We start from the raw sequence: 25,695 nt of genomic DNA, 5'->3' as shown, positions 1-25,695 counted from the left end.
CAGGGAAAACCCGTCTCGCCGCCTAACGAAACAGGGCGCAGACGTTCTTGTCCAGATCGGGAAAGGGGTCCTCCACGCCGGTGAGGAAGACCTGCCAGCCGGTCCCGGCCAGGGCGGTTCCCGCCGCCGCCCGCCCCTCCGCGTCCAGCTCCGCCGCCAGGTCGTCGAAGAGCAGCACCGGCCTGCGGCCGATCCTGGCCTCCACGAGCCGCCCGGCGGCCAGGATCAGGGCGAGGACCAGGCGCCTCTTCTGCCCCCGGCTGAGGGACTCCGCCGCCGGACGGCCCAGGGCCGTGACCTCCAGGTCGTCGCGTCCGGGGCCCACCAGGGGGCGCATGGCCTGCGCCTCCCGCTCCTCGTGTTCCGCCAGCGCCGCCAGGAGGTGCTCCTCTCCACTTCCGGTCAGGTCGGGCCTCAGGGCAATGGAGAAGGGCGGCACCGAAGCGACCGTCCCCTCCAGCGCGAGGGACAGGCGCAGACACACCCGGCGTCGGGCCTCCAGGATCCAGCCCCCCATGCGGGCGAAGGGGAGGGTGGTGGCCCGCGGCGAACGCCCCTGGCGCAGGAGGGCCGTCCTCCGCCGGGCCACCTGCCGAAACTCCGCCAGCCGCCGCGCGTAGGGGGGCAGGCACAGCGCGGAGAGCCGGTCCAGAAAGAGGCGCCGCACGGCGGGGGGACCGTCGACCAGGTCGATGTCGGTGGGCAGAAAGACGATGGAAGGCACCAGGAGGCGAACCTCCGTGCAGCTCGCCTGTTTGCCGTCCGCTCTGAGGGCCAGGCGCGTCGAGATCTTCGCCTGGAGCTCGTGCCCGCTCTCCCCCGCTGCCCGCGCAGCCAGAAAGGCGCGGCCTTCGCGAGAGCCCCAGGCAACGACCCTGCCGGTGCGACCCCCGAAAGGCCCCCAGCCGGAGAGGAGGTTCAGGCCCTCCAGGAGGTTCGTCTTTCCGGACCCGTTGGGCCCGCAGATGAGGTTGAGCCCCGGCCCCCACTCAAACCGCGCGGACGAAAAGCTGCGGAAGTCCCTGAAGGCGCAGGCCTCAAACCGCATGGCCCCGCCGGTACGGTCTGACGGTCACGCCTGCCGGTCCTGCTCCGCTGCCGCGTCCTCCTCCGCCTCCAGGAGGTCCTGAGGGGCGATGCGCGCCGGCATGAGCATGTAGAGAAAGCTGTCCGAGTCCTCCTGGAGGACGCGGGTCTGGCCCTCCTCGCCGTTGAACTCCACCGTCACCTCGCCGCCCCTCAGAGCCCGAACCCCATCCTGGAGGTAGGTCAGGTTGAAGCCCACCCGCAGGGGGTCCCCGTCGATGGAGGCGTTCAACACCTCAAAGGCCGTTCCGAAGTCCGGCGCCTTCGCGGTCATCTGGAGCTCCCCACCCGGTGAGAGCCGGAGCACCACCAGGTGGGCCGGGGTGTTTCGGGCGATGATGTCTAGCCGCTCCAGGGCCGGGAGGATGTCGTCCTTATGGACCCGAAGGGTCGTGAGGACGTCGGAGGTCAGGATCCGCTCGTAGTTGGGGAAGGCGGACTCCACGCAGCGGATGGAGAACTCCACCCCCTCGAGCCGGAACCAGGCCGTCGAGCCGTCGTTCAAGATTTGAACGCGAGACTCCGGGTTCCCCAGGGCGGCAAGCCGGTTCAGCTCCTTCAGGGCGGGAATGGGGAGCATCATCTCCCGCTCGGCTTTGGCTTCGCAGGGGCATTTCGAGATGGAGAGCCGCTTGCTGTCCGTGGAGACGACGCTCATCAGGTCCCCCTGGACCTTCACGAGGCAGGTCCCAAGGTACTTCGGGAAGTCCACCGGCGTGGAGCTGGCGACGGAGCCCTCGTTGATGGCCCGCATCAGGTCCGCGGCCAGGGCGTCGGCAAGCTCCGAGGCGCTGTCGCTGCGTGGGATGCTTGGAAACTCCGAGACGGGAAAGGTGGAGAAGCGCATCTTGTTCCGTCCGGCCGTGAGCGTTCCGCGCTCCTGGACGACCTCCAGGGCGGCGGTGTCCGACTGGATCTTCTTCAGAAAGTCCCCCAGGAGGCGAACCGGAAGGACGGCGGAACCGGGCTCGACGGTCCGAACCCCTGAGGCGGTGCACCGGATGGCGGTCTTGAAATCGGTCGCCTCGAGGGTGACGGCGTCTCCTGCGTTGACCAGGATGCCGCTGACGGCGTTCATGGCACTTTTAACGTTGCTGGAGTGTTCGGCCATCTGCCAGGCCTTGAGGAATTCCGTGCGGTTGATTTCCAGTTTCATTCCAGGTCCTCCTTTTTGGGGTCTTTCCTGTGTGAGGCGTCCGTCCGTTGTGTGTCGGTCTGAGACTTCTTTTATCTTTTTGTCTTTTAGTAACAGTAATAATAATAATCTCGAACAAGTCTGTGGATAAGTTGACGCGGCGCCGTCGGCTTCGGGTTTTTCGTCGTGTGGATTTTTCGTGGGAACCCTGTGGATAACCTGTGGGCGGCGTGAGCGGATTTCGCAGCTTCCGGTTCACTCTGTGGATAACCCCTGGATATCCACGGTTCGTTCACAGCCTGTTCTTGAGGTTATCCACAGCTCGACGCACCTCCTGGTCCGTCTTGACGAGTTCGCTGATCTTCTTCCGCGCATGGATGACGGTGGTGTGGTCCTTCTTGCGGAAGGCGTGAGCGATCCGAAGGAGGCTCGTCTCCGTCATCTCGCAGCAGAGGAACATGGCGATCTGCCGGGCCATGGCCAGCTCCGCCGTCCGCTTGGAGCTGGTCAGCTCCTCGGGGCTCATGCTGAAGTACTCCGCCACGACGCTCTGGATGTCCTCCACCGTCACCGGCGCCTTGACGTCCATGCGCAGGACGTCCTTCAGCCACTCGGAGCTCCGCTCGATGGTGACGGGCTCCCCGTAGAGCTCCGAGGACATGATGACGCGGTTCAGCGCGCCCTCCAGGTCCCGGATGTTGCTGGGGATGTGCTGGGCCAGGAAGTGGACGACCTCGTCCGGCAGGTCGCAGCCCCGCAGCATGGCCTTCTTTTGAAGGATCGCGATGCGCGTCTCCAGGTCCGGGGGCTGGATGTCCGCCACCATCCCCCAGTTGAAGCGGCTGATCAGCCGGTCCTCGATGTTCTGCAGCTCCGAGGGCTGCCGGTCCGAACAGATGACGACCTGGCTGTTGCCCTCGTAGAGCGTGTTGAAGGTGTGGAAGAACTCCTCCTGACTCCGCTCCCGGTTGCCTAGGAACTGAATGTCGTCGATCAGCAGAATGTCCACGTTGCGGTAACGGTCCTTGAACTGGTCCGTCTTCGAGTCTCGAATGGACTGGATGAACTCGTTCAGGAACTTCTCCGCGCTGATGTAGAGGGCCCGAAGGTCCGGCGACCGCTTCAGGGCGTAGTGGCAGATGGCGTGCATCAGGTGCGTCTTGCCGAGCCCCACCCCGCCCCAGATGAACAGGGGGTTGAAGCGTTCCTTCACGGGGGCCTCCGTGGAGACCAAGCTCTCCGCTACGGCCAGGCTGGAGGCCTGCGCCAGGCGGTTCGATTTGCCCACCACGAAGCTCTCGAAGGTGTAGTTTGGGTTCAGGCTGATCCGGGCCGCGGGAGCGCTGCGCCCCGGCCCTTCCTGCCGCTCCTGTCGCGCCGGTTCCGCCCTGGCCTCCTCCGGCTGCACGCTGGCCTGGAGCCGGAGGCCCCTCACCCCCATCCCCTCCGCCGCCTCGTTGAGCCGGGCCAGAAACTTCTTCGCGATCTGCTCCTTGATGAAGGGGTTTGCCGTGTCCACCACCAGCTCTCCCTCTTCGATGGAGACGGGAGCACAGGTGCTGAACCACAGCGGGACGGTCCCCTCCGGGAGGTCCGCCCGCTTCAGGATCCCCTGCCACAGGTCCGTCAAGTTTCGTTCGTCCTTCTGCTGCAATCCCTTTCACCCCTGTGTCTTGAAGCCTGTCCCTGCCGCCCGTCCGCGGGCTGTGGGTCCCGCCGCGATGGGGATGCGGACAGGCGCCGGCCCCGGTTCCCGGACCTCCCGAAGGTCGCAGGGTTGTCCACATCGACGGCTCTTATGTAAGGCATTTCTCAGGCCAATTTGAGCTAATTATACACTTATCCACAGGAAAGTTATGCAAAACCTGTGGATAACTCGCCGTCTCGCCCCGCTTTCGAGGGGCAGCGCGAACGGACGAGGGTGGAGTAGATAAGTTCCCCCGTCGCGGATGCTCTGCGGCGAAGTTTAATGATATCATGAACGATGTGGATGGACGGTGGACGAAGAACGCCGTCTGTGGAGAGGTCCTGTCCGGGACCTCCCGCCGGGGCGCCATCCGCCCTTTCGTTGCAGGTGGCTCGAGGGAGAGGGCGGTGGGAAGCCTGTGGGAGTGAAGGAGGTCTTTTCGATGTCGATCTATCTGAACAACGCCGCCACCACCTGGCCGAAGCCCGCCCCCGTCGGCGAGGCCATGGCCGCCTTTCTGGCCCGCGGCGGGGCGAACCTGGCCCGGGGCACCTCCTCCGCCCGGGACATGGAGACGCTGAACTCCGTTCTGGACTGCCGCATCCGGGTCGCGTCCCTGCTCGGCGGCTGGGAGGACGCCGACCCCCGGTACGTCACCTTCTGCGCCAACGTGACCGAAGCGCTGAACTTCGTCCTGCGGGGCTTCCTGCGGCCGGGGATGAAGGTCGTCACCTCCTCCATGGAGCACAACGCCGTCATGCGGCCCCTGAGGGCTCTCGAGGAGCGGGGTGTCCTGCTGACGCTCCTGCCCTCGGACCGCGAGGGGCTGCTGGACCCGGAGGACCTGCGGCGGCTCCTGAGGACGGAGCGGTTCGACCTGATGGTGATGGCCCACGCCAGCAACGTTTGCGGGACGATTCAGCCCCTGGATGAGGTGGCGGCGATCTGCCGTGAGGTGGAGCTGCCATTGGTGGTGGACACGGCTCAGACGGCGGGGGTGCTGCCCCTGAATGCGGCGAAGCTGGGGCTCGCTGCGCTGTGCTTCACGGGGCATAAGGGGCTGATGGGCCCCCAGGGCATCGGCGGCGTGGTGTGGAGGCCGGACTTCGCCCGGAGGGTGGAGCCCATCGTCACGGGGGGCACGGGGAGCTACTCGCACCTGGAGACTCAGCCGGAGGAGCTGCCGGACCGCTTCGAGTCCGGGACCCCCAACCTGCCCGGCATCGCGGGGCTCCACGCCGCGCTGAGGTGGCTCGAGGCGGAGGGCGTCCAGACCGTCGAGGCCCGCGAGCGGGAGCTGGGGCGGCGCTTCCTGGAGCGCCTCTCGAAGCAGGAGGGCGTCCTGCTCAGCGGAAAGCAGGGCATGGAGGGGCGGCTTCCCGTCTTCTCGATCAACGTCCGGGGGGTGGACAACGGGGTCCTGGCGGACGAGCTGTCCCGCAGGGGGTTCGAGACCCGTCCGGGGCTGCACTGCGCGCCGGAGGCCCACCGGTCCCTCGGCACGTTTCCCCAGGGGAGCCTGAGGGTCTCGCCGGGGTACTTCAACGCGCCTCAGGACGTTGACGACTTCTTCGGCGCGCTGTCGGAAGCGGTGAAGGCGCTTGGGGGGATCAGGGCGCATGTACCTGCGTGAGCTGACGGTCCTGCCGTCCGACGCCTCCTGCCGCGGGCGGCTGAAGCTCCACAGCCTGCTGGACTACCTTCAGGACACGGCGAGCCTGGCGGTGAGGGAGCTGGAGGGGACCTCCTCGGAGCTCCTCGCACGGGGCTACGCCTGGGTGCTGCTGCGCTACCAGGTGGAGGTCCTGGCGCCGCTCCCGGCCCTGGACGAGCGCTTCGTGGTGGGGACCTTCCACGACGTGGAGCACGGCTACAACACCCTCCGGGTCTTCAACGTGGACCGGCCGGACGGGACGCCTCTGGCCTGGGCCAAGACCTCCTGGCTCCTGCTGGACCTGGCGTCGGGACGGCCCGTGCGCCCGAAGGCCCACCTGCCCAGGATCGACGAGCGCTACACGGGCCCCATCGACCCGGACTTTCCCGACGTCCCGACCCCCGAACCGGACGCGCCCTGCACCGAAGTCCCCTGGCCCATCCGCTTTCACGACCTGGACGTCAACGCCCACGTGAACAACGCGGCCTACTTCGAGTGGATCTTCGAGGCCACGCCCATCGACCCGATGGAGTTCGAGCCCAGGGGGATTTCGGCGTCCTTCCGGTCCGGGATCCGCTGGGGCGGCCGGCCCCGCATCCACATCGCGTCCCTGCCGGAGCGGGGAAGGGCGCGGTCCTTCGCCTACCGCATCACGGACGACGGGCGTCCCGGCGAGAAGCCCATGACCCTGTTCTCCTGCAGCTGGGAGCCCTGTCGATCATGAACATCGTCATCGTCGGGGCGGGCGAGGTGGGGCGCAGCATCGCGGCCACCCTGTCCGGGGACGGACACAACGTCAACCTGGTGGAGCAGGACGCGGAGAGGGCCAAGCGCGCGGAGGACGAGCTGGACGTGCGCGTGATCCGGGGCAACGGGGCCAGGCCCCAGGTGCTGTGGGACGCGGGCGTTCGGGAGGAGGACTGCGCCGCGGACATCCTGGTGGCCTGCACGGACCGGGACGAGGTGAACATGCTATCCTGCTGGATCGCCCACAGCGCCGGGGTGCGGCACGTCATCGCCAGGGCGCGGGGGCTCGAGTTCACGGACTCCCCCACCTGGGGGCAGAAGCTCGGCATCGACATGATGATCTCGCCCGAACGGTCCGTGGCGCGGGAGATCCTGGAGCTCCTGACGGTGAGCTCTGCCACCCGCACGGCGGAGCTCCTGAACGGACAGGCGGCCATCTACGCCTTTCGCGTCGCGGAGGACTCCCCGCTGGTGGGGAAGTCCCTGAAGGACATCCGCATCGACTACAAGGACCTCGTCGCCATCGTGGTGTGCGTGGAGCGCCCCGACGGGGAGAGCTTCGTCCCCGACGGCGACACGGTGCTGGCCGCTCAGGACCTGTGCTACGTGGTCTCCTACAAGGAGACGGTCTACATGCTGGAGGAGCTCTTTCAGCGAAAGAACTCCCGGCCCCTGCGCCGGGTCTTCATCGTCGGGGGCGGAAAGATCGGGTGCCAGCTGATCCAGAGGATCCAGGAGGCCTACCGGCACGCGGAGATCCGCCTCCTGGACGTCAACGAGGAGCGCTGCAGGAGGCTGTCCAACGAGCTGGGGGACAGGAACACCCTGTTCCTCCACGAGGACGGCATCCAGAGGGAAGTCCTGCAGGAGGAGGGCATCGAGGAGGCGGACGGGTACGTCTGCGTCACGGACTCCGACGAGGTGAACCTGGTCTACGCCGCCATGGCGAAGGCCATGGGCGTCCGCAAGAGCATCGCGGTGGTGCGCCGCCGCCTCTACCGCGACATGCCGAAGTACATGCCCGTCGACGCCGTGGTGGACCTGAACGAGGCGCTGTCCTCCACGATCCTCCGTACGATCCGCTACCCCGGCCACGCCAGGGCCCTCTCCATCATCGAGAAGATCGACGCGGAGATGCTGGAGGTGGTGCTGCCGGCGAAGCACAGCCGGGCGGGGATCCCCCTGTCGGACCTGGGGCTGCCCAAGGGCGTCCTGGTGGCGCTCCTCGGCAGGGGAAACCGGGTCTTCGTCCCCATGGGGTCGACGAAGCTGGAACCCGGCGACCACCTCATCCTCTTCGCCTCGACGGCCCTGATGCGCGAGGCCGTGGAGCTCTTCAGCGAGGCGCAGCCGTGACGCGCGCGCCGGCGGGAGGGCTTCACCGATGAAGGTGGGGATCGTCCTCCGCGTTCTCTCCTTCATCTGCGCGATCGTCTCCCTGTTCATGCTCCCCCCGTTCCTCCTGGCCCTCCTGGACGGCACGGGGGATGCGGCCGCCTTCGCCGTCTCCCTCGGCACCGGAATCCTGTTGAGCCTGGGCCTCTTCCTGGCCGGCCGGCGCTGGCGGCCCGGTCCGCTTGGGGACAGCCTGGGCATCCGCGAGGCCGTGGGCGTCGTGGGCTTCGCCTGGGTGATCGCCTCGGCGGTCGGGGCGCTGCCCTACTGGCAGTTCGGCGCGGCGCCCCGCTACGTCGACGCCTTCTTCGAGACCATGTCGGGCTTCACCACCACGGGGGCTACGGTGCTGGCCGACGTTGAGGCCCTCCCCAGGGGCATCCTGCTCTGGCGGGGGCTGACCCACTGGCTTGGGGGCATGGGGATCATCGTCCTGAGCCTCGCGATCCTGCCCTTTCTGGGCGTGGGGGGCATGGAGCTCTACAAGGCGGAGGTGCCCGGCCCCACGCCGGAGAAGCTGACCCCGCGCCTCCACGAGACGGCCCTGCGCCTGTGGGAGGTCTACCTCGCGCTGACGGTCGCCGAAACCCTCCTGCTGACGCTGGGGGGCATGAGCCTCTTCGAGGCGGTGGTCCACTCCTTCGCCACCATCGCCACGGGAGGCTTCTCCACGCGGAACGCCTCGATCGCCGCCTTCCACAGCCCCTATATCGAGTGGGTGATCACCGCCTTCATGTTCGCCTCGGGCGTCAACTTCTCGCTCTACTTCCTGCTCTTCGCGAGGCGCGTGCGGGCGGTCCTGGGCGACGAGGAGCTGCGCTGGTACGCCGCCATCGTCGCGGCCTCCGCCTTGGCCATCGCCCTCTGCCTCCTCCGCCGCGGCTTCTCCGGGGTCGAGCCCGCGCTGCGCGCCTCCTTCTTCCACGTGGTGAGCCTGATCACCACCACGGGGTTCGTCACCGAGAACTACGACCTGTGGCCCGAGTTCGCCCGGTTCCTGTTCCTGATCCTGATGGTGGTGGGGGCCTGCGCCGGGTCCACGGGGGGCGGGTGCAAGGTCGTGCGCTTTCTGGTCCTGCGCCGCCAGGTCCAGGCGGAGACCCTGCGCCTGCTGCACCCCAGGGCGACGGTCACGGCGCGGATGAACGGGCGGGCCATCGGCCGCGACGTCATGGATTCCGCCTCGGCCTTCCTGGTCCTCTACCTCCTCATCATGACCTCGGCCACGCTGGCGATCGCCGCCTTCGACCACCCGAAGCTCGACATGGTGTCGGCCTTCTCCGGGGTGGTGGCCTGCCTCAGCAACGTGGGGCCGGGGCTGGGCGCCCTGGGGCCCGTGGAGAACTTCGCCTGGCTGCCCGCCGGCGTCAAGTGGATCCTCTCCTTCTGCATGTTGGCAGGGCGGCTTGAGCTCTTCGCCGTGTTCCTCCTCTTCCTGCCGGGGGCGTGGAGGCGTTGAGGCGCCGGACGGGTGGTGGCCGGGACAGCGAAAATCAGTCAGCGCGCCCTAAGCATTCGGCACGTTTCGGCCCCGCCTGAGGTCTGGTAAAATACCACACTGAGTGTATTCCGACGGAGGGCGCTTTTCCGAACCCCTCCGTTCTGGGCCTGTCGGCCCCTGGCTCCTGTGGAGGGTGAACGTCAGGTGAAGACAACGATGACGCCTTCAAGGGCGTTAAAAGGACTGAAAACTCATGGAGTATGATCCCCATCTGCCGGAAGCGGAGGCCCCGTTCCATACCGGGGAGGCCGCTCCTGAAGGCTCGAAACAGAAAAAGCTGAAGCTGTCGAAGGTCCCCCCTCAGACCGGGAAGGGGGTGCCGGGGGACGGCCGCGTCCCGAAGCGCCTCCAGGCAGCCTCCTTCTTCTGTGGCGCGGCCGTCATGGTGCTGGAGCTCACCGGCTCCCGCCTGGTGGCGCCGTTCCTCGGCACGTCACTGGTCGTCTGGACGGCGCTGATCGGCGTGATGATGACGAGCCTCTGCGCCGGAAACTGGCTGGGCGGCTGCCTGGCGGACCGGCGTCCGGAGGCCCGCCTCCTGGGCCGCATCCTCCTCCTGGCCGCCGCGATCCTGGGGGCGACGGCCTTCGCCAGCAACGCGATCCTCACCGCCCTCCTCCGGCGCTCCTTCAACCTCTACCTGACGTCCGTCGCGGCCGCCCTCGCGATCTTCACCCCGACGACCCTGCTCCTGGGCATGACGTCGCCCTTCATCGCGCGCCTGGCCCTGCGCGACGTGGCCTCGTCGGGCGGCACGGTGGGGCGCCTCTCGGCCCTGAACGCGGCGGGGAGCATCCTGGGGACCTTCCTGGGCGGCTTCGTCCTGATCTCCCTCCTTCCCTCCGGGGTCATCCTGATGGGGCTCGCCAGCGCCCTTGCAGCGCTCTCCATGCTGCTCTACGCCGCCTCCTGGCGGGGTGTCCTCCTGACGGCGGCCTGTCTCAGCTGCGGCGCCTGGGCCTCCAGGGTGTACGGGCTGCCCATGACGCCCGTGGGCGTCCAGATCGACACGGCCTACAACCACATCTCCATCGTGGAGAGCCTCATGCTGCGCAACAACAACCGGCGCGTCCGCATCATGATGACGGACCCGGACGGGGCGCAGTCCCTGATGTACCCGGACAGCCCCGCGGAGCTGGTGAGCGACTACACGAAGTTCTACGACCTGGCCTTCCACTACAAGCCGGACGCGAAGCGGATTTTGATGCTGGGCGGGGGCGGCTACTGCGTGCCGCGCCACGTCCTGGCGGAGCGAAACGTCTCCATCGACGTGGTGGAGCTGGACCCCGGCGTGACGGAGGCGGCACGGCGCTACTTCGACCTGCAGGACAGCCCGAACCTCAGGATATTCCACGAGGACGCCCGCGCCTTCCTGAACCGCATGGCGCAGGACCTGGAGCGGCACGGGACCTACGACGCGGTCTTTATGGACGTCTTCGGCTCCTGGTACTCCATCCCCTTCCACATGACCACCGTGGAGGCTGCGGAGCGGATCCGCGCCCTGATGGCGCCGGACGGCGTCCTCATCACCAACGTCATCGCCGCGCTGTCGGGCCGGCGCAGCGGCGTGTTCCAGGGGATCTACGCCGCCTTCTCCCAGGCCTTCCCCCGGATGTTGATCTTCCCGGCCTCCGCTCCGGAGCCGGAGAGCGCGGAGGCGCTGCAGAACCTCATGCTGATGGGCCTCTGTTCGAACGACCCCCCGGTCCCTCCGGTCCCCGATGCGCGCGTCCTGCCCCTTTTGGCCCACCAGTGGCTGGACCCCTTCGTCCCGGAGATCCCCGCCTTCACCGACGCCTTCGCCCCGGTGGAGCGCTACGCGCTGGCGCAGTAGGCGTGCGGACCGGCGGTCCTGCCCGCAGCGGGATCGCTCCCCTTACGCGCCTTGATCGCTCTGGATTTGAATTTCGTTTGGAAGGAAGGTCGTGTTCTCCTTGACGAATTCTCCGATGAAGTCCTCCCGCAGGACGAGCCAGGCGAAGACCGGCCCGGTCGCGGCCAGGAGGCCGATGCCCCTCGTCCCCTCGCCGATCCTGGTTCCGCTCTGGATCGTGGCCCTGGTCCTGCCCAACCTGGTCTACTCCGGCGTACGGTTCGCCGACACGCTGCACATCATGAAGTGGTCCGTGGCAGGGTTCCCTGTCGCTCTTGCCCTCCTGACGGCGGGCTGGCGCCTCGTCCGAAACGGCGGGGACCGCCTGACGCTGAGGGTGGACCTCTTCGGGTCGATCTGGGCCCTGATGCTGGTTTACTGCGCCCTCATGCCGCTCTGGACCCCCATCTCCTCCGCGACGGGGATGCTGCACGAGCTCATCTGCCTGGCGGCGGTGTGGGCCTTCTACGTGCTGAGCGTCGATTCCTTCCCCAACGGGAGCCTCCGGCCGATCCTGTGGCTGGCCAACGTCAACGGGGCGATCAACGTCCTGTTCGCGGAGCTGCAGATCCGGGGGTTGAACGGGCTGGAATTCCTTGAGGGGACACCCCTGTCGGGCCTGCAGTCCCTGAGCTCCGTCATCCTGCCGACGCCGGGCAACTACATCGGGAACACCGCCCAGCAGAACATGTTCGGCCTCTGGATGGCCGTCTGCGTCATGAGTTCCGTCTACCTGTTCATCGCCTACGCCGTGGACGAGGAGGGCCGGAGAAGGCCCCTGTGGCTGACGGTCCTGAACCTGCTCCTGATGGGCGTCAACGTCTGGGGCCTCTGGAACAGCACCAGCCGCTCCGGGATATTCTCGCTGTTCGCCGGGCTCCTCGTGCTGGGCCTCGTGACCGTGGCCCGATTCGGCCGGGCCTACGCCCTGCGCCTCGGACTGGCACTCTTGCTCTTTGTCGCCGTGCTGGGCGGCTCCATGTCGGTCAACCGCGCGCGGAGCAGCGACCTCATCGCCAAGACGGGGGACATGGTCCAGAACGCCTGGACCGTCGGCGGCCGCATCGGCATCTGGACCACCTCGAAGGCCATGTTCCGGGAGCACCCGGGGGGCGTGGGCATCGGGCAGTTCAAGTGGCACTACCTGGAGGCCCAGCGGGAGGCCTTCAAGACCAACCACGAGCCCTGGTACCAGTGGCAGTACACCCACTGGGCCCACAACGAGTTCCTGCAGTGGTTCTGCGAGGCGGGCGTCCTGGGGGGCGTGCTGCTCCTCGCGATGTTCGGCCTGTGGGGCGCTGCCGTCCTGGCGCACCTCCTGCGGGGCCGACACCTGCCCCGTGAGGCCATCTGGGCCTGCGCTCTCGTCACCCTCATCGCTTTCAACGCCCTCTGGACCCGCCCCTTCCACCGGATCGAGAACATCCTGTGGATGGCGCTGGCCTTCGCCATCACGAACCGGGAGGTCCTGACGGGGAGGCTGGGCTGGTCCGCGGCCATGGCGAAGCGGGCGGCGCAGCTGACGGGCGCCCTCTTCTTCGCCGCCGCTGTCACCGGGTCGGCCTACCTCCTGAGCGGCATCGAGGGGAACCTCCTGCTGCGGAGGGCGCTCAACACCTCCAACGCCGTCCTGCAGCGAGGCTGGCTGGAGAGGGCCGCCGCCCACCCCATCGTCCGGGAGGACGCCATCAAGAACCTGGGCTACCACTACCTCCAGGTGGGGGACCAGGCGGGTGACTTCGACGCCCTGAGCCGCGGCTTCAGCCTTCTGCTGGGCCACTTCCGCCGCGAGCCCCACTCCGAGGATATGAGCAAACTCCTGCATTGGGCCCAGCGCTTTCAGGCCCAGGACGTGCTGAAGGAGCTGGCGAGCTACCTCAAGCCGGGGACCTTCCAGCTGATGCCCCAGCCGGACGTGACGGACCGCCTGGGCCGCTCCGTCGACGCCCTGGTCCTGGTGCCGCTCCAGCCGTCGGGCGGGATGACCTTTGAGGGGGCCGAATCGCGCCGGTCCATGGACGCCACGGCCTCCGAGTGACGGAACGCTCCATGCGCCGAACCGGCTTCACGCTCATCGAGGTCATGATCGCGGTGATGCTGACGGGGATGGTGACGGCCCTGGCCCTTGCGCCCGTCGTCGTCACGGTTCGGCGCGTCGTGGAGCTTCAGCAGGACTACTCCGACGCCTCCGCCCTCTCCCGCGCGCTGGCCTTCATCGGGCGTGACGCCGCGGCTGCGCTGCGGGCGGCTCCCGTCCCGGTCATCGTGAAGGACGGCAGGGTGCTGGGAGGGGGGGACGACGACGTCCTGATCGTGATGAGCGCCTCTCCCGCGAGGCAGGACGTGGCGGCGGGCAGCCTGGTCTACCGGGTCGAGAGGGGCAGCCCGATGCGCCCGGACCTCCTGCCGGGGCTCTACCGCTGGGTGCTGTCGGGGAAGCTCCCGACCGAGGTGGACCCCGACAAGCTGAAGGGCGAGGAGGGGCAGCTCGTCCTTCCGGGGGTGACGAGCTTCCGCGTCGAGGTCCCCGCGGAGGGGGGGGAACGCCGCAGGGAGTACAGGGGCCCCCTCCCTGCCGGGCTCTTCATCGCCCTGACGCGGGGGACGGGGAAGGAGGAGGAGAGCGTTGAGGACTTCGCCGTGTTCCCGTAGGCGGCGCGGCTTCGTGCTGGTGTCCGTGCTGATGCTGGGCACGCTTTTGATCGCCTGTGCCACGGCCTTCGCCTGGTTCGTTCGCCTCCAGGTGCGCAGCGTCCTCCAGGAGCGGACGGCCCTGACGAATCGCAGCATGGCTCAGGTGCTCGCGGACTCCGTCATCAGCGCCATCGCCAAGGTCAGCGGCCAGATGGACGCCGACAGCCCCCGCCAGCAGTGGTTCAAGCCGTTCCTCTTCCCGGCCGACGGGCTGGGGCTGTGGGCTGTGCAGGTGAGGCCGCTGGACGACAAATTCCCCATCCGCAAGCTCTTCCTGCCGGACGGCAACACCGTGAGGCAGGAGCTGCGGGGCCCGTGGGAGGACCTGTGGGACGCGCTGGGGCATCGGGAGCTGGCCACGCCGATGCTGGACTTTTTGGATCGGAACGACAGGGGGCGGGTCGGCGGCGTCGAGCGGAAGGAGTTCATCAACCGACCGCCCCTGGACCTCTCGGAGCTCCTGCTGATGAAGGAGCTCACGCCGGAGGTCCTGCGGGGCGGGAACGGCAGGCCGGGCCTGAGCGACTTCTGCACGCTCTGGAGCGACGGGAAGGTCAACCTCAACTCGGCCCCCCTCCCCGTCCTGCGCCTCCTGCCGGGGCTCGACGGCGGACAGGCGGAGCGGGTCGAGGCCTACCGGAGGGAGCACGTCCTGAGGAGCCTTCAAGACGTGCAGTCCATTCCAGGGCTCACGGCCCGGACGGCCACGCGGCTGACGAACCTCGCCGCCTTCAAGAGCCGCTACTTCGCCCTGCGCGTCGAGTTCATCGACGAGTCGCCGGGAGGGACCTCGTTCAACATCATCTTTGACCGGACGGAGAAGAAGGTCGTCCGCTGGGAGGAGTCATGAGAGTGCGTTCGCTTTTCAAGAGAGGGGCCGTTTCCGAGTCCGTCACGTTCCGGCGTCTGGCTGGCGGGGAGCTGCTGCCGCTGTCCTCCGCGTCGGGGGCGCGTCGGGGCGCCCTGGAGGTGACGCTGGTCCCCATGCGATCCCTGGCCCTGGCCCCCTTCTCCTTCCCCTTCGCCAACCTCGCCAAGGTACGGGAGGCGCTTCGGCTTCAGGTCGCGCCCTATGCCGCGGCCGGGGAGATCGAGTTGTTCCCCGTCGTCATGGAGCGGGCCGGCCGGGGGGTGTCGGGGTCGGTGTGGTACCTCTCGCCCTCGGAGCTGAACCTCCCCCTTGACGGGGGCCGGTCGCTGGTCTGGCCCGCGCCGCTGCCCCTGGCCGCGCGGGTGCAGGGGACCGGGGTCGCCCTGTGGGCGGACGAGGAGAACCTCTGCTCGATCCTGTGGCAGGACTGGAGGCCGGCCCTCACCCGCTGGACGTCACGGGACCGGTCCTCCCCGGAGGCGGAGCTGGCCTGGTTCGACCGCTGCTGCGCCGCCCGAAAGCTGGAGAGGGGCGCGTCCTTCGTCCTCGACGCGCGGGACCCCGGAGCCGCCGCGGCGCTGGAGGAGTCCGCGCGGGAGAGCCTGCTCCACTGTCCCTGGCTCCGGACGCTCAACCTCTCCCGCAGGGCGCTGGAGGGGGCCATGGGCCTCGAACGGGACGTCCGGCTCATGAGCCGGGCCGCCTGCTGGGTCCTCCTGATGGGGGTCCTGGTGCTGGCGGGGAGCGTCCTGCGCTGGCGGCAGGCCCTGTCCCAGGTCGAGGGGGCCCGCCGGAGGGGCGAGGACCTGTACCGACAGACCTTCGACCCGACGCACACGGGGCGCATCTCGAACCCCGTCGCCCTGGCGCGGGACCGGATCGCGGAGCTTCAGGGCGGAACGGAGGGGCGCGAGCTGGGGAGCGTGCTGGCGGACCTGGGCGCCGTCTTCGCGGAGAACCCCAGCATGGACGTCAAGGTGGACGTCCTGCGCTATAATGCGGAGGGACTGGACTGCACGGGATCGGCCCCGGACATGAGCACGGTGCTGGCCTTCCGCAAGGCCTGGGAGGGTCGGGCCGCGCTGTCGCAGCTGGACAACACGCAGAGCGTATCGGGCGTGGGGTATCGCTTTGACCTCCGCGTCCGCTGGCAGCCTCTGGGAGGCGGGGAATGACGATGAACTTTGACGGGACGATCAACAACGCGAGGGCCGTCCTTCGGGGCGAGGCGCCGGGGTCGGTGCGCTTTTTAGCCGTTGCCCTCCTGGCGCTGGGGGTCTGGGCGGCGGTGAGCTGGGTGTCGGGCTGGACCGCCGAGGCCGCGGTCGCGCTGGCGACCCAGGAGGAGCGTTTGCGCACCCTCTCCATGCTGGCGGAGGAGTACCGCCGCATGGCGCCCGCCGGAGGGGCGGGCGCGTCGGAGGGAAGCGTGGACGTCCCCACGGTGTTCGCCCAGGTCTCCGAGCGGATGGAGCTGGGCAGCCGGGTGAACCGCATCTCGCCGGACGGAAGGAACCAGTCCGTGGAGATCAACCGGCTCCACGCGGAGGAGCTGGTGGAGCTGAACCGACAGCTGGCCGTGCGGGGCGTGCACTTCCTCTCTGCGGAGGTGCGGGTGCTGCCCGCGGGGGACAAGCAGCTCCTGTCGGTCTCCGCGATCATCGGCCCCGTCAAGGGGGACGCCGGGCGATGAGGCGCCTGGCGACGCGCCTCCTGAAGGCGCTTCTGTTCCTGGTCGCCTTCGTGGCCGCGCTCTGGGCCTTCCTGCCCTGGCGCGAGGCGGGCGTGGCCTCCCTGACCCTGGCGGGGGACGCGCTGGAGCGGCACGGCATGAGGCTGGCCTTCTCGGACGTGGAGGCGGCGGAAGGGGGCTTTACGGTCAACGGCCTCTCCGTGAGCGGCTTCACGACCTTCTCCTTCAGGTCCCTCACCCTGCGCCCTCAGCTGATGGCGAGCCTGCTGAGCCTGGCGCCGGTCTGCGAGGCGGACTTCACCGGGGGCGAGATGACGATGGGTCAGGCGATGAACTTCGGGGACGGCGGCTTCCTGCTGACGGCGGGCCGGGACGGGGTGCTGCTGGAGCGGCTGCGCGCGGACGGGGACTTCGCGGTGTCGGGCTTCGTGGCGGTGGACCCCGCCCGCATGAAAATATCGAGGGCCGAGGCCGCGATCTCCGTGCCGCAGTCCTTCGAGGGCAACATGGAGACGCTGCAGGGCTTTCTGCCCCTGGTTCGCGAGGGGGGCGGCTGGGTCCTGCGCCGCGCTCCGTCGGAAGGGGGCGCGGGACAATGAGGGGCGAGCTGGTGTCCTCCCTCAGGGGGAGGCTCTCCCGGCTCCGGGGGCGGGCGCGCCGGGAGGCGGCCGTCCCGCGCAGTGCTGAGGGCGGGCGCGTCTACTCGGCGTGGCTCTGGCTCCTGCCCGTCCTGATGGGGCTGACGCTGGGCTGGTTCGCCGACGCCTGCCTCGAGGCGCTGCTGGGGCGCTTCGGCACGGAGCGCGCCGTGGGCCGGTCCGCCCTGCCGGCGGAGGCGGAGCGGGCGTCCTCCGTCGGCGCCGGCATGGAGGAGTTCCTGACGGCCAACCCCTTCCGCGTCTCGCCGATGGAGGTGAGCCTCCCGACGGCCCGGAGCGCGGACGTCGAGGTCACCGGCTCCCTGGCGACGGCCGTGCTGCGGGGGACCCTGCCGGATGTGGGGGCCTGGATCGAGGACAAGGGGAAGGTGCGCCTGGTGCTGATGGGGACGAGCTTTGACGTCTACACGCTGGCGAAGGTCACCTACCGGGAGGCCGTCTTCGTCAAGGAGGACGAGGTGGTAGTGCGGGAGCTCCGCTACAGCGAGCCCGGTTCGGAACGGGGCGCGTTCTCGGCTCCCATGGCGGAGGCCCGGCCCGTGGGCGTCCCGGAGGGTAGCGTGACGCCCGCCAGGCCGGGGGAGCAGGACGGCGAGGTTCCAAGCGAACTCGTGACCAGCCTGGTGCAGAACCCCTTCGACGAATTGAAGAAGATCCGCCTGCGCCCCAACGACGGAGGGAACGGCCTCGAAATCCAGTGGATCCAGGACGACAGCATCCTGAAGCAGCTGGGCGTGCAGAAGGGCGACGTCATCAAGTCCGTCAACGGGATCCCCTTCACGAACATGGCGGATATCGCGAACTCCATCAACTCCCTGATGAACAGCGAGCGCTTCGACGTGGAGGTGGACCGGGAGGGCAAGCCCACCGCACTGCGGTACGTGGTGCATTGAGCGTGAGCGGCATGTCCGGCGCCCGGCGCGGCTTCACCCTGATGGAGGTCCTGGTGGCGGTGGCCATCGTGGGGATGGTGGTCGCCGGCGGGTTTCGCCTCATCACCATGTCGCTGCGGTCGCTCTCCGAGATCGCGGCGGAGCGGGCGCTGACTGCGGCGGCGCAGAGGATATGGCTGCGCTTCCGCACGGAGAGGGACATGCCCGACAGCGGCAGGGAGGAGGACGTGGAGTGGCGCACGGAGATCGACTCCGTGCCCATCGAGGACCTGGAGCTGCCCTTCAGGCGGGTGACGGTGAGCATGGGGAAGCGCTCGATGGTCATCTACCTGCCTGAGGCCTCCCGGTAGGGGCCCGTCGTGGATAGAGCTCCCGGTACGAACCGGGTTTTGCCTGGAGTCAGCAGTGTGTAAGGGGGAAGTGCCTTGAAGAGAGTTTACGGGGTGTTTTTGTGGGGCGTGCTTGCGCTGTCCCTCGGCGTCCTTGTCGCGGGGGGAGCCCTTGCGGCGGAGGCGCCGGCCGAAGCGCCGGCGGGGCAGACCCTGCCCGCCGACGAGGAGAGGGAGGTGGTGGCGGCCGCCCAGGCCATGCGCCGCTCCGGGCTGGTGCAGTTCAACTTCAAGGACATGGACCTCGTGAAGTTCATCCGGTTCATGTCCGAGCTCCTGCAGGACAACATCATCGTTCCCCCGAACGTCAACGCGAAGATCACCATCATCTCGCCCAAGCCCTCCTCCCTCGCGGAGGCGCGGCAGATCATGATCGCCACGCTCCAGATCTACAACTTCTCCCTGCGGGACATGGGGAACTTCTCCATCGTGCAGCAGGGCGGCGTCAGCTCCTCGCCGACCGTGGACCGCGGGCGCAGGGGCCCCGACTATGGCAGCGAGACCATGACCTACATCTTCCCGCTGGACTACGTGACGGTGGACTCCGTGGTCCCGGCGCTCCAGCAGGCCTTCGGACAGACCCTCATCGCGCTGCCCGTGGGCAACGGGCGCGACGTGCTGCTCCAGGGGCAGGCGACGGACGTCAACAAGGGCGCGGACCTCCTGCGGAAGCTGGATACGCCCCAGAGCGCGCGGGTGACGCGGGCTTTCCTCCTGAAGCACGCGGACGCGACGACGGTGGCGGCGCAGCTGAACGCCATCGCCCAGACGGGGGGCCCGATGCAGGGGCTCAGCGCCGTCGCGGACCCCGCGAGCCGCAAGGTGGTGGTGGTGGGAGACCGGGGGAACATCGACCAGGCCGCCAGGATCGTGAAGGAGCTGGACGTGGACTCCAAGGTGGGGGACTTCCACGTCTACAAGCTGAAGAACATCGACGCCACGGCGGCGTCCGAGCAGCTGAGCAAGGTGCTGGCGGCGTCCTCCCTGCTGCAGCCGAACCAGGAGGGCAAGTACCCCGCCACGGTGGTGCCGGACCTCACCACCAACAGCCTGATCTTCGCGGCCACCCAGAAGCAGTACGAGGCCCTGACGGGGGTGCTGGACGCCATCGACGTCCAGGCCAAGCAGGTGCTGCTGCGCGGCTTCATCGCGGAGATCAACGTCACGAACCTGGACCGGGCCGGCGTGGACTGGAACATCCTGGGCGGCCAGATCTGGGACAACATCATGCTGGGCGGCATGGGCCAGCTGGGCGAGGGGTCCGTCCCCTCCCAATTCGCGCAGTGGTTCAGCGAGCTCTCGAAGAAGGAGGAGCTGGTGGAGCGCAACGGCTCCACCTACTCCGTGAAGAACTACAAGCCCCTCGCGCTGATCTACGCTTCCATCGAGATGTTGAAGAAGTACGACGCCGTCAACGTCCTCTCCGTGCCGCGCCTGATGTGTACGGACAACAAGGAGAGCTCCTTCCAGGTGGGGCAGGTGATCCCCGTCCTGAAGGCCAGCACCTCGGAGCTGTCGAACCCCAACGCCACCCAGCAGAGCTACGACTACAAGGACACGGGCCTGACGCTCACCGTGACGCCCCACATCCGAAGCGGCAACGTGGTGGCGCTCGACATCAAGCAGACGACGGAGGACGTGCTGACGGCCACGGGGTCCGTGACGCCCGTGACGGCCAAGCGGGAGGTGCACACCTCGGTGGTGGTGGCGAACGGGGAGACCGTGATCCTGGGGGGCATGATCAAGGAGACGGAGCGGGCCCTCAGACGGCGCGTGCCGGGCCTGTCCTACATCCCCCTGATCGGCAGCCTGTTCCAGAAGGTCTCGAAGGAGAAGGAGAAGGTGGACTTCGTCATCTTCCTGACGCCCCAGATCATCTCGAACCCAGAGGAGATGCGGGGCGCGACGCTCCGGGCCTCCGGCCTCACGGGTGCCTTTGCCTCCGCCGACGTCATCGGCGGGAACGCGGATATCTTCCCGTCCGGCGCGCGGCCTTCGCTGACGAGCATGGACATGAACCCCATCGAGCGCGAGGTCGATCGCCGCTTCCAGGAGCTCTATCACGAGAGCGTCCGAAAGAGCAGGAGGCAGTAGCGATGTCCGAACGCCTGAGGAGCGTGGACGTCCGGGCCCTGGGAGAGGACCCGGAGGCGGCCGCCCTCCCCGCCGACGGAAGCGCGCCCCTGCCGCCCCTGCCGGACGCAAAGGAGGTTTCCGAGCTCCTGCCGGAGGGGATGGGCCTCGACGTGCTGCGCCAGGGCGGTGTGGTCCCCCTGCGCATCGACAGTGGCGTGCTGATCGTGGGGGCGTCGTCCCTGGACGCCTGGCCCAGGGCCCAGGTGCTGGGCACGGCCCTGGGGTGTCCCGTGGAGGTCGAGCTGCGCACGGAGTCGGAGGTGAGCGAGCTCCTGCGCAAGCTCTACGACCTTCGCAGCGTGGCCGCGGACGAGGCGGCGCGGAAGATGGAGGGCATCGACGACATCGAGGACCTGAGCCGGGAGGACGTGCTGAGCGACTCGGTGGACGTGCCGGTCATCCGCCTGGTGAACGGCCTCTTCGTGGACGCGCTGCGCCAGCGCGCCACGGACATCCACGTGGAGCCCTACGAGGACGACGTCCTGATCCGCTTTCGCATCGACGGCGTGCTGCAGGACCGCCTGCGCCTGCCGCGCACGCACCAGGCCCCGCTGACGAGCCGCATCAAGGTCATGGCCAAGATGGACATCGCGGAGCACATGACGCCCCAGGACGGCCGGATCGGCATCACCCTGGGGGACAGGGCGGTGGACGTCCGGGTGGGGCTCGTGCCGACGCAGTACGGCGAGCGGCTGGCCATGCGCCTTCTGGACAAGGGACACGGGCTCCTGACGCTGGAGGACCTGGGCATGGAGAGGGATGAGCGCGAGACGATGGAGGCCTTGATCCACCGCCCCCACGGCATGATCCTCTTCACCGGTCCCACGGGGTCGGGGAAGTCCACGAGCCTCTACGCGATCCTCCAGGCGCTGGCCCGGCCCGAGGTGAACATCATCACGGTGGAGGACCCCGTGGAGTACGCTCTGCCGGGAGTGGCGCAGATTCAGGTGAACGAGAAGGCCGGCGTGACCTTCGCCTCCGCCCTGCGCTCCATCCTGCGGCAGGACCCGGACATCGTGATGATCGGGGAGATGCGCGACTTCGAGACGGCCCACATCGGCGTCCAGGCCTCCCTGACGGGGCACCTGGTGCTCTCGACCCTCCACACGAACGACTCCATCGGCGCCGTCATTCGTCTGGTGGACATGGGCATCGAGCCCTACCTGGCGGCCAACTGCATGATCGGGGCGGTGGCCCAGCGCCTGGCGCGCCGCCTCTGTCCGCACTGCATGAGGGAGGTGGCCCCGCCGGCGGCCATGGCCCGTCAAGGGCTGAAGCGGGCGTTTGAGCCCGTGGGCTGCTCCGAGTGCCACAACACGGGCTACAGGGGACGCATCGGCCTCTACGAGCAGTTCGTGGTGGACGAGGCGGTGCAGGAGGCCTTCGTGGCCGGTGCGACGGCCTCCAGGCTGCGGGAGATCGCCAGGGACGGTGGCTTCCGCACGCTGTGGGAGATCGGGCTCTCCGCCGTCGAGGCGGGACGGACCTCGCCGGACGAGCTGATTCGCGTGGCGGGGGAGGAGTGACATGCCCTACTTCACCTATTCGGGTTACGACGCGCGGGGGAAGCAGACCAGGGGGACGGTGGAGGCCTCCTCCTCCATGCAGGCGGTGGAGCGCCTGACGGAGCGCGGCATCGTGGTGGTGGACGTCGCGGCGGCGGAGCGGAAGCGCAGCGGACGCCCGAAGCTCCTGTCCCTCGACGCGCACATCTTCTTCTGTCGCAGCCTGGCGTCCTACCTCAAGTCCGGCCTGCCCCTGGCGGACTCCCTGAGGATCATGGCGAAGCAGGCGCGGGACAGGCACATGGGGCCGGCGCTGGAGAAGCTCCTGGCGGAGGTGGAGGGCGGGCGGAAGTTCCACACGGCCCTGGCCGAGAGCGGCGCCTTCCGCGAGAGCCTGTGGCGCGTGGCGGAGTCCGGCGAGCAGAGCGGCTCCCTCATCTCCGTGCTGGCGGAGGCGGCGGAGCAGTTCAAGCTGGAGGACGGCCTGGTGCGCAAGATCCGCGGGGCGATGACGTACCCCATCGTCATGGCGGTGGTGGGGGTCGGCGTCGTCACCTTCATGCTGACCTATGTGGTGCCGAAGATCTCGTCCCTGTTCGAGGACATGCACCAGACGCTGCCCCTGCCGACCCGCATCCTGATCGGCCTGTCCTCCTTCATCATCGACTGGGGCGTCTGGGTCCTGGCGGGGCTCCTGCTGCTGTTCCTGTGGATGAAGCGGCGCGGGAAGAAGATCGCGATCCCTTTCATGCGGGGCATCAACGAACAGCTGACGCTGGCGCTCGTGACGTCGCACCTCAGCACGCTCCTGCGCTCTGGAATTCCCCTGGTTCAGGCGCTGCGGATGGCCTCCTCGATGGACCCCAGGGCCAGGCGCTGGCTGGACTGTGCGGAGATGGTCAAGGCGGGGCACCGGTTCGACAGGGCCCTGGAGAGGACGGGCTTCCCGGAGGAGATCGTGGCGGTGGTGCGGGTGGGAGAGATGGGCGGCGAGCTGTCCCAGGCGCTCTCGAACGTCTCCGGCCAGTGCCGGGAGATCGCCCAGAGCCGGATGGAGCGCCTCTCGACGCTCATGGAGCCCATGATGGTGCTGCTTTTGGGCGTCTCCGTCGGGTTCATCGTCCTGGCCATACTGACGCCGGTGTTCGACCTGGCGGGCATCGTAAAGTAACTGAAATTGACGTTCCCGTATGCCAATTCGGCGCGGGCGCGCTTTGGGAGGAACGTGAGATGAGCAAGACGAAGTACGGTTTACACATGACCCGTCGGCGCGGCTTCACGCTGATCGAGATCATGGTGGTGGTGGTGATCCTCGGCCTTCTGGCGGCTCTGGTGGTGCCGCGCATCGGCCCCCAGGTGGCGGAGGCCCAGCGCACGATGGCCCGGTCGCAGATCAAGAGCTTCGAGGAGGCCCTTGAGATGTACCGAATGCACAACGGCTTCTACCCCTCCACGCAGCAGGGACTGGACGCGCTGGTGAAGGCGCCCACCATCTCCCCCGTGCCGAAGCACTACGTCGAGGGAGGGTACTTGAAAAAGGTCCCGGACGATCCCTGGGGCAACCCCTACATCTATCGCAACCGAAACGGGCGCATCCAGATCGTCAGCACCGGTCCGGACGGCGAGGAGGGCGGTGAGGGCGAGGGCGCGGACGTCACGAACGATGACTGATTCCCCGCTCTTCGGGGAGGTGCGGCGGCGCGGCTTCACGCTGATCGAGATCATGATCGTGCTCACGATCGTGGGGCTCATGGCCGCCGTCCTGGCGCCGCGCATCTCGTTTTACTACGAGCCCCCCGCGGCGCTGCTGCAGCGCAGCGTGGAGGAGGCGGGGGACCTGGCCCTGTCCGGGGTGTCCATCCGCTTCGTGCTGAGGCCGGAGGAACGCTCCCGGCGCGGCCGAATCGACGTGGAGGCGCTGGTTCGGCGGGCCCCGGACAGCCGGGACCTCGGCGTCTTTCTGGGCACGGCCCGGGCGCGGGAGGGCGTGTTGGCCTGGAGCCCCGTGAAGCTGGCCTACCCGCCGGCGGGCGCCGGTTGGAGCATGGAGCCGGAGGTCGTCTACTTCTACACGGACGGCTCCTGCACGCCGGCCCGAATCTCCTGGGCGGATCCGGGGACGGCGGAGGGCGCAGCGGATCGCTTTCTCCTGACGGTGACGGGCTACTGCGCTCCGGTGCCCCGGCGGGGCCGCTGACGGCCCGGAGCCCGTCGTCAGGCCATTTCCGGGGAGGGCGCCCTTCAAGCCCGACGGCTGCCCTCCCTGCCCTGGGGCTTCACCTCGCGCGCCGGTTGTAATCGCACTTCTGGCACTGCTTGAACAGGGTGTCCGGGTTTTCCGCCCCCTCCCTGGTCAAGACCCCGCTCCACCTGCAGATGCTCTGCAGGATGGGGACGACCGACAGCCCCTTCTCCGTGAGGGAGTACTCCACCCTCGGCGGGATCTCGTCGTAGGACTTGCGCCGGATGATGTCGTCGGCGATCAGCTCCTTCAGGGTCCCGGCCAGCACGGCGTCCTTAATGTTCGCCATCTCGGAGCGAATCTGGCTGTACCGCAGCACCTTCTTCTCGTTCAACACACAGATCACCCTGGACTTCCACTTCCCCCCGAACACCTCGAGCCCGTATTCCAGGGGGCAACGGACGTCCGGGTCCAGCTTCTTCTGGTACATGACGGCCTCTTTTCGTGTGCAAACGGCGGCTTCGTTGAAGAACTTCAGTATATCACGCTCGCTTCGTTATTTGTAGCGGCTATTAAATTTATGAGTCGCTAATAAATTTGCTTATATCTTTGAAGGAAGGAGTGGCGATGCTAAAATAAAGCCGCGATGAGGAACGAGGCAACGGAGCGCAGCGCTGTGCAAGACACGACCCAGTGGAGGCGATACGGATGTTGAACGAAGAGGTAAAGAAGCTGCTGAAGAGCGCCATGTGGGACCTGGCCACCTGCTCTGCCGATGGGCCGAACGTCGTTCCGGTGGCGTTCAAGGACGTGAGCGAAGACGGGAAGCTGGTCGTTGGCGACGTGTTCCTCGACACCACCCTCAAGAACGTCCGGGAGAACGGCAGGATCGCCGTATCGGTTTACGATCCGCAGAGCCTGCAGGGCTACCAGGTCAAGGGAACTGCGGAGTACGTCACGGAGGGGGCCGTCGTGGACACCTTCAAGGCCATGGTCGAAAAGATGTTCAACGGGGCGGCCACCGCCAAGGGCGCTCTCGTCATCACGCCCGCGAAGGTCATCGTGACGACGCCGGGCGCCGAGAACAAGAAGGAGCTCTAACGGACGGTCTCGTCCGGGGGACGAGACGTCGCCCGGACGGGCCGGATTGAAGGAAGGCCGGTACGAGAGGGCCGATGGGGCGCGTCGCCCCATCGGCCCTCTCCCTTTGTTTGTGCTTTGGGGCGCGGGGACCGATCAGGTCAGGGCGCCCGTGTGCTTCGGCTGGAAGATCATACCAATTCGCGTTTAATATGGATTGCCTCCCCTGAAAGGGGAGGTGGTTCGCGTCAGCGAACCGGAGGGGTTCGGCCAGACGACCGGCCTCACGCAAGCCGATCTTTCGGGAGGATTGCGGCGGCCGGTCGGTCGGCTGTGCCGAAACAAGGCAATGGATTGCCTTGTGGAGGCGTTGACGGGGAATGTCAGACAGGCGCGTCTTATGAAAAACACCCCTCCCCTTCGGGGAGCCTTCCGGCTGCCGTTCGCCCTTGCTCACGGGCCGTCACCCAGCCCCTTCAGGGCAGCCCCCCTTGCATAAGCAAACTGCCAGCGAA

General features: G+C 68.0%; 24 protein-coding genes. 20 read left to right on the top strand and 4 right to left on the bottom strand.

Features of this window, described 5'->3' with window-relative positions:
• Positions 1-22: 22 nt before the first annotated feature.
• From recF to dnaA, 3 genes are all read right to left on the bottom strand, one after another.
• Positions 23-1,048 (bottom strand): DNA replication/repair protein RecF, encoded by a 1,026-nt coding sequence (recF, locus tag ACK28C_RS04305; protein ID WP_409152504.1) that lies wholly within the window; start codon positions 1,046-1,048, stop codon positions 23-25.
• Between the two features lie 24 nt (positions 1,049-1,072).
• A complete protein-coding gene (gene dnaN / locus ACK28C_RS04300; protein WP_409152503.1) occupies positions 1,073-2,242 on the bottom strand; it encodes a DNA polymerase III subunit beta in 1,170 nt (389 codons plus the stop codon).
• Positions 2,243-2,513: 271 nt separating this feature from the next.
• Positions 2,514-3,875 carry a chromosomal replication initiator protein DnaA gene (gene dnaA, locus ACK28C_RS04295; RefSeq protein ID WP_409152502.1) on the bottom strand — a complete coding sequence of 454 codons (1,362 nt, stop codon included), beginning with the start codon at positions 3,873-3,875 and terminating at the stop codon, positions 2,514-2,516.
• 323 nt (positions 3,876-4,198) lie between these two features.
• On the opposite strand from dnaA, the gene ACK28C_RS04290 reads away from it, so the two are divergent.
• The 19 genes from ACK28C_RS04290 (at position 4,199) to ACK28C_RS04200 (ending at position 24,115) form a co-directional block, all read left to right on the top strand.
• Positions 4,199-4,336 carry a hypothetical protein gene (locus tag ACK28C_RS04290; protein ID WP_409152501.1) on the top strand — a complete coding sequence of 46 codons (138 nt, stop codon included), beginning with the start codon at positions 4,199-4,201 and terminating at the stop codon, positions 4,334-4,336.
• A 14-nt stretch (positions 4,337-4,350) separates the two neighbouring features.
• Complete coding sequence (locus ACK28C_RS04285; RefSeq protein ID WP_409152500.1) at positions 4,351-5,541, top strand: aminotransferase class V-fold PLP-dependent enzyme; 1,191 nt, start codon at positions 4,351-4,353, stop codon at positions 5,539-5,541.
• Positions 5,528-6,286 carry an acyl-[acyl-carrier-protein] thioesterase gene (locus ACK28C_RS04280; protein ID WP_409152499.1) on the top strand — a complete coding sequence of 253 codons (759 nt, stop codon included), beginning with the start codon at positions 5,528-5,530 and terminating at the stop codon, positions 6,284-6,286. The genes ACK28C_RS04285 and ACK28C_RS04280 overlap by 14 nt, the downstream gene beginning before the upstream one ends.
• Positions 6,283-7,665: a Trk system potassium transporter TrkA gene (gene trkA, locus ACK28C_RS04275; RefSeq protein ID WP_015556937.1), complete on the top strand. Its 1,383-nt coding sequence runs from the start codon at positions 6,283-6,285 to the stop codon at positions 7,663-7,665. Before ACK28C_RS04280 ends, trkA begins: the two co-directional genes overlap by 4 nt.
• A 28-nt stretch (positions 7,666-7,693) precedes the next feature.
• Positions 7,694-9,163, top strand: a complete 1,470-nt coding sequence (locus tag ACK28C_RS04270) for a TrkH family potassium uptake protein (protein WP_409152497.1) — start codon at positions 7,694-7,696, stop codon at positions 9,161-9,163.
• A 235-nt stretch (positions 9,164-9,398) separates the two neighbouring features.
• Positions 9,399-11,039 (top strand): fused MFS/spermidine synthase, encoded by a 1,641-nt coding sequence (locus ACK28C_RS04265; RefSeq protein ID WP_409152496.1) that lies wholly within the window; start codon positions 9,399-9,401, stop codon positions 11,037-11,039.
• Positions 11,040-11,130: 91 nt separating this feature from the next.
• Entirely contained in the window at positions 11,131-13,116 is a 1,986-nt protein-coding gene (locus ACK28C_RS04260; RefSeq protein WP_409152495.1) for an O-antigen ligase family protein, read from the top strand.
• A complete protein-coding gene (locus tag ACK28C_RS04255) occupies positions 13,113-13,730 on the top strand; it encodes a type II secretion system protein J (RefSeq protein WP_409152494.1) in 618 nt (205 codons plus the stop codon). The genes ACK28C_RS04260 and ACK28C_RS04255 overlap by 4 nt, the downstream gene beginning before the upstream one ends.
• Entirely contained in the window at positions 13,705-14,622 is a 918-nt protein-coding gene (locus tag ACK28C_RS04250; RefSeq protein WP_409152493.1) for a general secretion pathway protein GspK, read from the top strand. Before ACK28C_RS04255 ends, ACK28C_RS04250 begins: the two co-directional genes overlap by 26 nt.
• A gap of 2 nt (positions 14,623-14,624) precedes the next feature.
• The gene (gene gspL, locus ACK28C_RS04245; RefSeq protein WP_409152492.1) at positions 14,625-15,818 is read left to right on the top strand and encodes a type II secretion system protein GspL; all 1,194 of its coding nucleotides are present in this window, start codon (positions 14,625-14,627) and stop codon (positions 15,816-15,818) included.
• Positions 15,815-16,336, top strand: a complete 522-nt coding sequence (locus tag ACK28C_RS04240) for a hypothetical protein (RefSeq protein WP_409152491.1) — start codon at positions 15,815-15,817, stop codon at positions 16,334-16,336. The genes gspL and ACK28C_RS04240 overlap by 4 nt, the downstream gene beginning before the upstream one ends.
• A complete protein-coding gene (locus tag ACK28C_RS04235) occupies positions 16,333-16,935 on the top strand; it encodes a hypothetical protein (RefSeq protein ID WP_409152490.1) in 603 nt (200 codons plus the stop codon). The genes ACK28C_RS04240 and ACK28C_RS04235 overlap by 4 nt, the downstream gene beginning before the upstream one ends.
• Entirely contained in the window at positions 16,932-17,888 is a 957-nt protein-coding gene (gene gspC / locus ACK28C_RS04230) for a type II secretion system protein GspC (protein WP_409152489.1), read from the top strand. The genes ACK28C_RS04235 and gspC overlap by 4 nt, the downstream gene beginning before the upstream one ends.
• Positions 17,889-17,890: 2 nt before the next feature.
• Positions 17,891-18,238, top strand: a complete 348-nt coding sequence (locus tag ACK28C_RS04225) for a prepilin-type N-terminal cleavage/methylation domain-containing protein (protein ID WP_208873661.1) — start codon at positions 17,891-17,893, stop codon at positions 18,236-18,238.
• Between the two features lie 75 nt (positions 18,239-18,313).
• Positions 18,314-20,371: a type II secretion system secretin GspD gene (gene gspD / locus ACK28C_RS04220; RefSeq protein WP_208873663.1), complete on the top strand. Its 2,058-nt coding sequence runs from the start codon at positions 18,314-18,316 to the stop codon at positions 20,369-20,371.
• A 2-nt stretch (positions 20,372-20,373) separates the two neighbouring features.
• A complete protein-coding gene (locus ACK28C_RS04215; RefSeq protein ID WP_015556939.1) occupies positions 20,374-21,939 on the top strand; it encodes a GspE/PulE family protein in 1,566 nt (521 codons plus the stop codon).
• Position 21,940: 1 nt separating this feature from the next.
• Positions 21,941-23,089 (top strand): type II secretion system F family protein, encoded by a 1,149-nt coding sequence (locus tag ACK28C_RS04210; RefSeq protein ID WP_015556940.1) that lies wholly within the window; start codon positions 21,941-21,943, stop codon positions 23,087-23,089.
• Between the two features lie 59 nt (positions 23,090-23,148).
• Positions 23,149-23,589 (top strand): type II secretion system major pseudopilin GspG, encoded by a 441-nt coding sequence (gene gspG / locus ACK28C_RS04205; protein ID WP_015556941.1) that lies wholly within the window; start codon positions 23,149-23,151, stop codon positions 23,587-23,589.
• Positions 23,582-24,115: a type II secretion system protein gene (locus ACK28C_RS04200; protein WP_409152488.1), complete on the top strand. Its 534-nt coding sequence runs from the start codon at positions 23,582-23,584 to the stop codon at positions 24,113-24,115. The genes gspG and ACK28C_RS04200 overlap by 8 nt, the downstream gene beginning before the upstream one ends.
• A 79-nt stretch (positions 24,116-24,194) precedes the next feature.
• On the opposite strand, the gene ACK28C_RS04195 is transcribed toward ACK28C_RS04200, so the two are convergent.
• A complete protein-coding gene (locus ACK28C_RS04195; RefSeq protein ID WP_015556943.1) occupies positions 24,195-24,590 on the bottom strand; it encodes a helix-turn-helix domain-containing protein in 396 nt (131 codons plus the stop codon).
• Between the two features lie 218 nt (positions 24,591-24,808).
• On the opposite strand from ACK28C_RS04195, the gene ACK28C_RS04190 reads away from it, so the two are divergent.
• Positions 24,809-25,201 carry a pyridoxamine 5'-phosphate oxidase family protein gene (locus ACK28C_RS04190; RefSeq protein ID WP_015556944.1) on the top strand — a complete coding sequence of 131 codons (393 nt, stop codon included), beginning with the start codon at positions 24,809-24,811 and terminating at the stop codon, positions 25,199-25,201.
• Positions 25,202-25,695 lie beyond the last annotated feature (494 nt).

It is taken from the genome of Fretibacterium fastidiosum (assembly GCF_964642095.1).
Taxonomy (GTDB): Bacteria; Synergistota; Synergistia; order Synergistales; family Aminobacteriaceae; genus Fretibacterium; species Fretibacterium fastidiosum.
The sequence above is the reverse complement of the archived record's forward strand: the minus strand, read 5'-3'. Positions and strand labels throughout refer to the sequence as shown.

Coding starts and splice junctions, on each gene's coding strand:
- recF (WP_409152504.1), bottom strand. CDS start 1,048: ATGCGGTTTGAGGCCTGCGCCTTCAGGGACTTCCGCAGCTTTTCGTCC.
- dnaN (WP_409152503.1), bottom strand. CDS start 2,242: ATGAAACTGGAAATCAACCGCACGGAATTCCTCAAGGCCTGGCAGATG.
- ACK28C_RS04290 (WP_409152501.1), top strand. CDS start 4,199: ATGAACGATGTGGATGGACGGTGGACGAAGAACGCCGTCTGTGGAGAG.
- ACK28C_RS04285 (WP_409152500.1), top strand. CDS start 4,351: ATGTCGATCTATCTGAACAACGCCGCCACCACCTGGCCGAAGCCCGCC.
- ACK28C_RS04280 (WP_409152499.1), top strand. CDS start 5,528: ATGTACCTGCGTGAGCTGACGGTCCTGCCGTCCGACGCCTCCTGCCGC.
- trkA (WP_015556937.1), top strand. CDS start 6,283: ATGAACATCGTCATCGTCGGGGCGGGCGAGGTGGGGCGCAGCATCGCG.
- ACK28C_RS04270 (WP_409152497.1), top strand. CDS start 7,694: ATGAAGGTGGGGATCGTCCTCCGCGTTCTCTCCTTCATCTGCGCGATC.
- ACK28C_RS04265 (WP_409152496.1), top strand. CDS start 9,399: ATGGAGTATGATCCCCATCTGCCGGAAGCGGAGGCCCCGTTCCATACC.
- ACK28C_RS04240 (WP_409152491.1), top strand. CDS start 15,815: ATGACGATGAACTTTGACGGGACGATCAACAACGCGAGGGCCGTCCTT.
- ACK28C_RS04235 (WP_409152490.1), top strand. CDS start 16,333: ATGAGGCGCCTGGCGACGCGCCTCCTGAAGGCGCTTCTGTTCCTGGTC.
- gspC (WP_409152489.1), top strand. CDS start 16,932: ATGAGGGGCGAGCTGGTGTCCTCCCTCAGGGGGAGGCTCTCCCGGCTC.
- ACK28C_RS04215 (WP_015556939.1), top strand. CDS start 20,374: ATGTCCGAACGCCTGAGGAGCGTGGACGTCCGGGCCCTGGGAGAGGAC.
- ACK28C_RS04210 (WP_015556940.1), top strand. CDS start 21,941: ATGCCCTACTTCACCTATTCGGGTTACGACGCGCGGGGGAAGCAGACC.
- gspG (WP_015556941.1), top strand. CDS start 23,149: ATGAGCAAGACGAAGTACGGTTTACACATGACCCGTCGGCGCGGCTTC.
- ACK28C_RS04200 (WP_409152488.1), top strand. CDS start 23,582: ATGACTGATTCCCCGCTCTTCGGGGAGGTGCGGCGGCGCGGCTTCACG.
- ACK28C_RS04195 (WP_015556943.1), bottom strand. CDS start 24,590: ATGTACCAGAAGAAGCTGGACCCGGACGTCCGTTGCCCCCTGGAATAC.
- ACK28C_RS04190 (WP_015556944.1), top strand. CDS start 24,809: ATGTTGAACGAAGAGGTAAAGAAGCTGCTGAAGAGCGCCATGTGGGAC.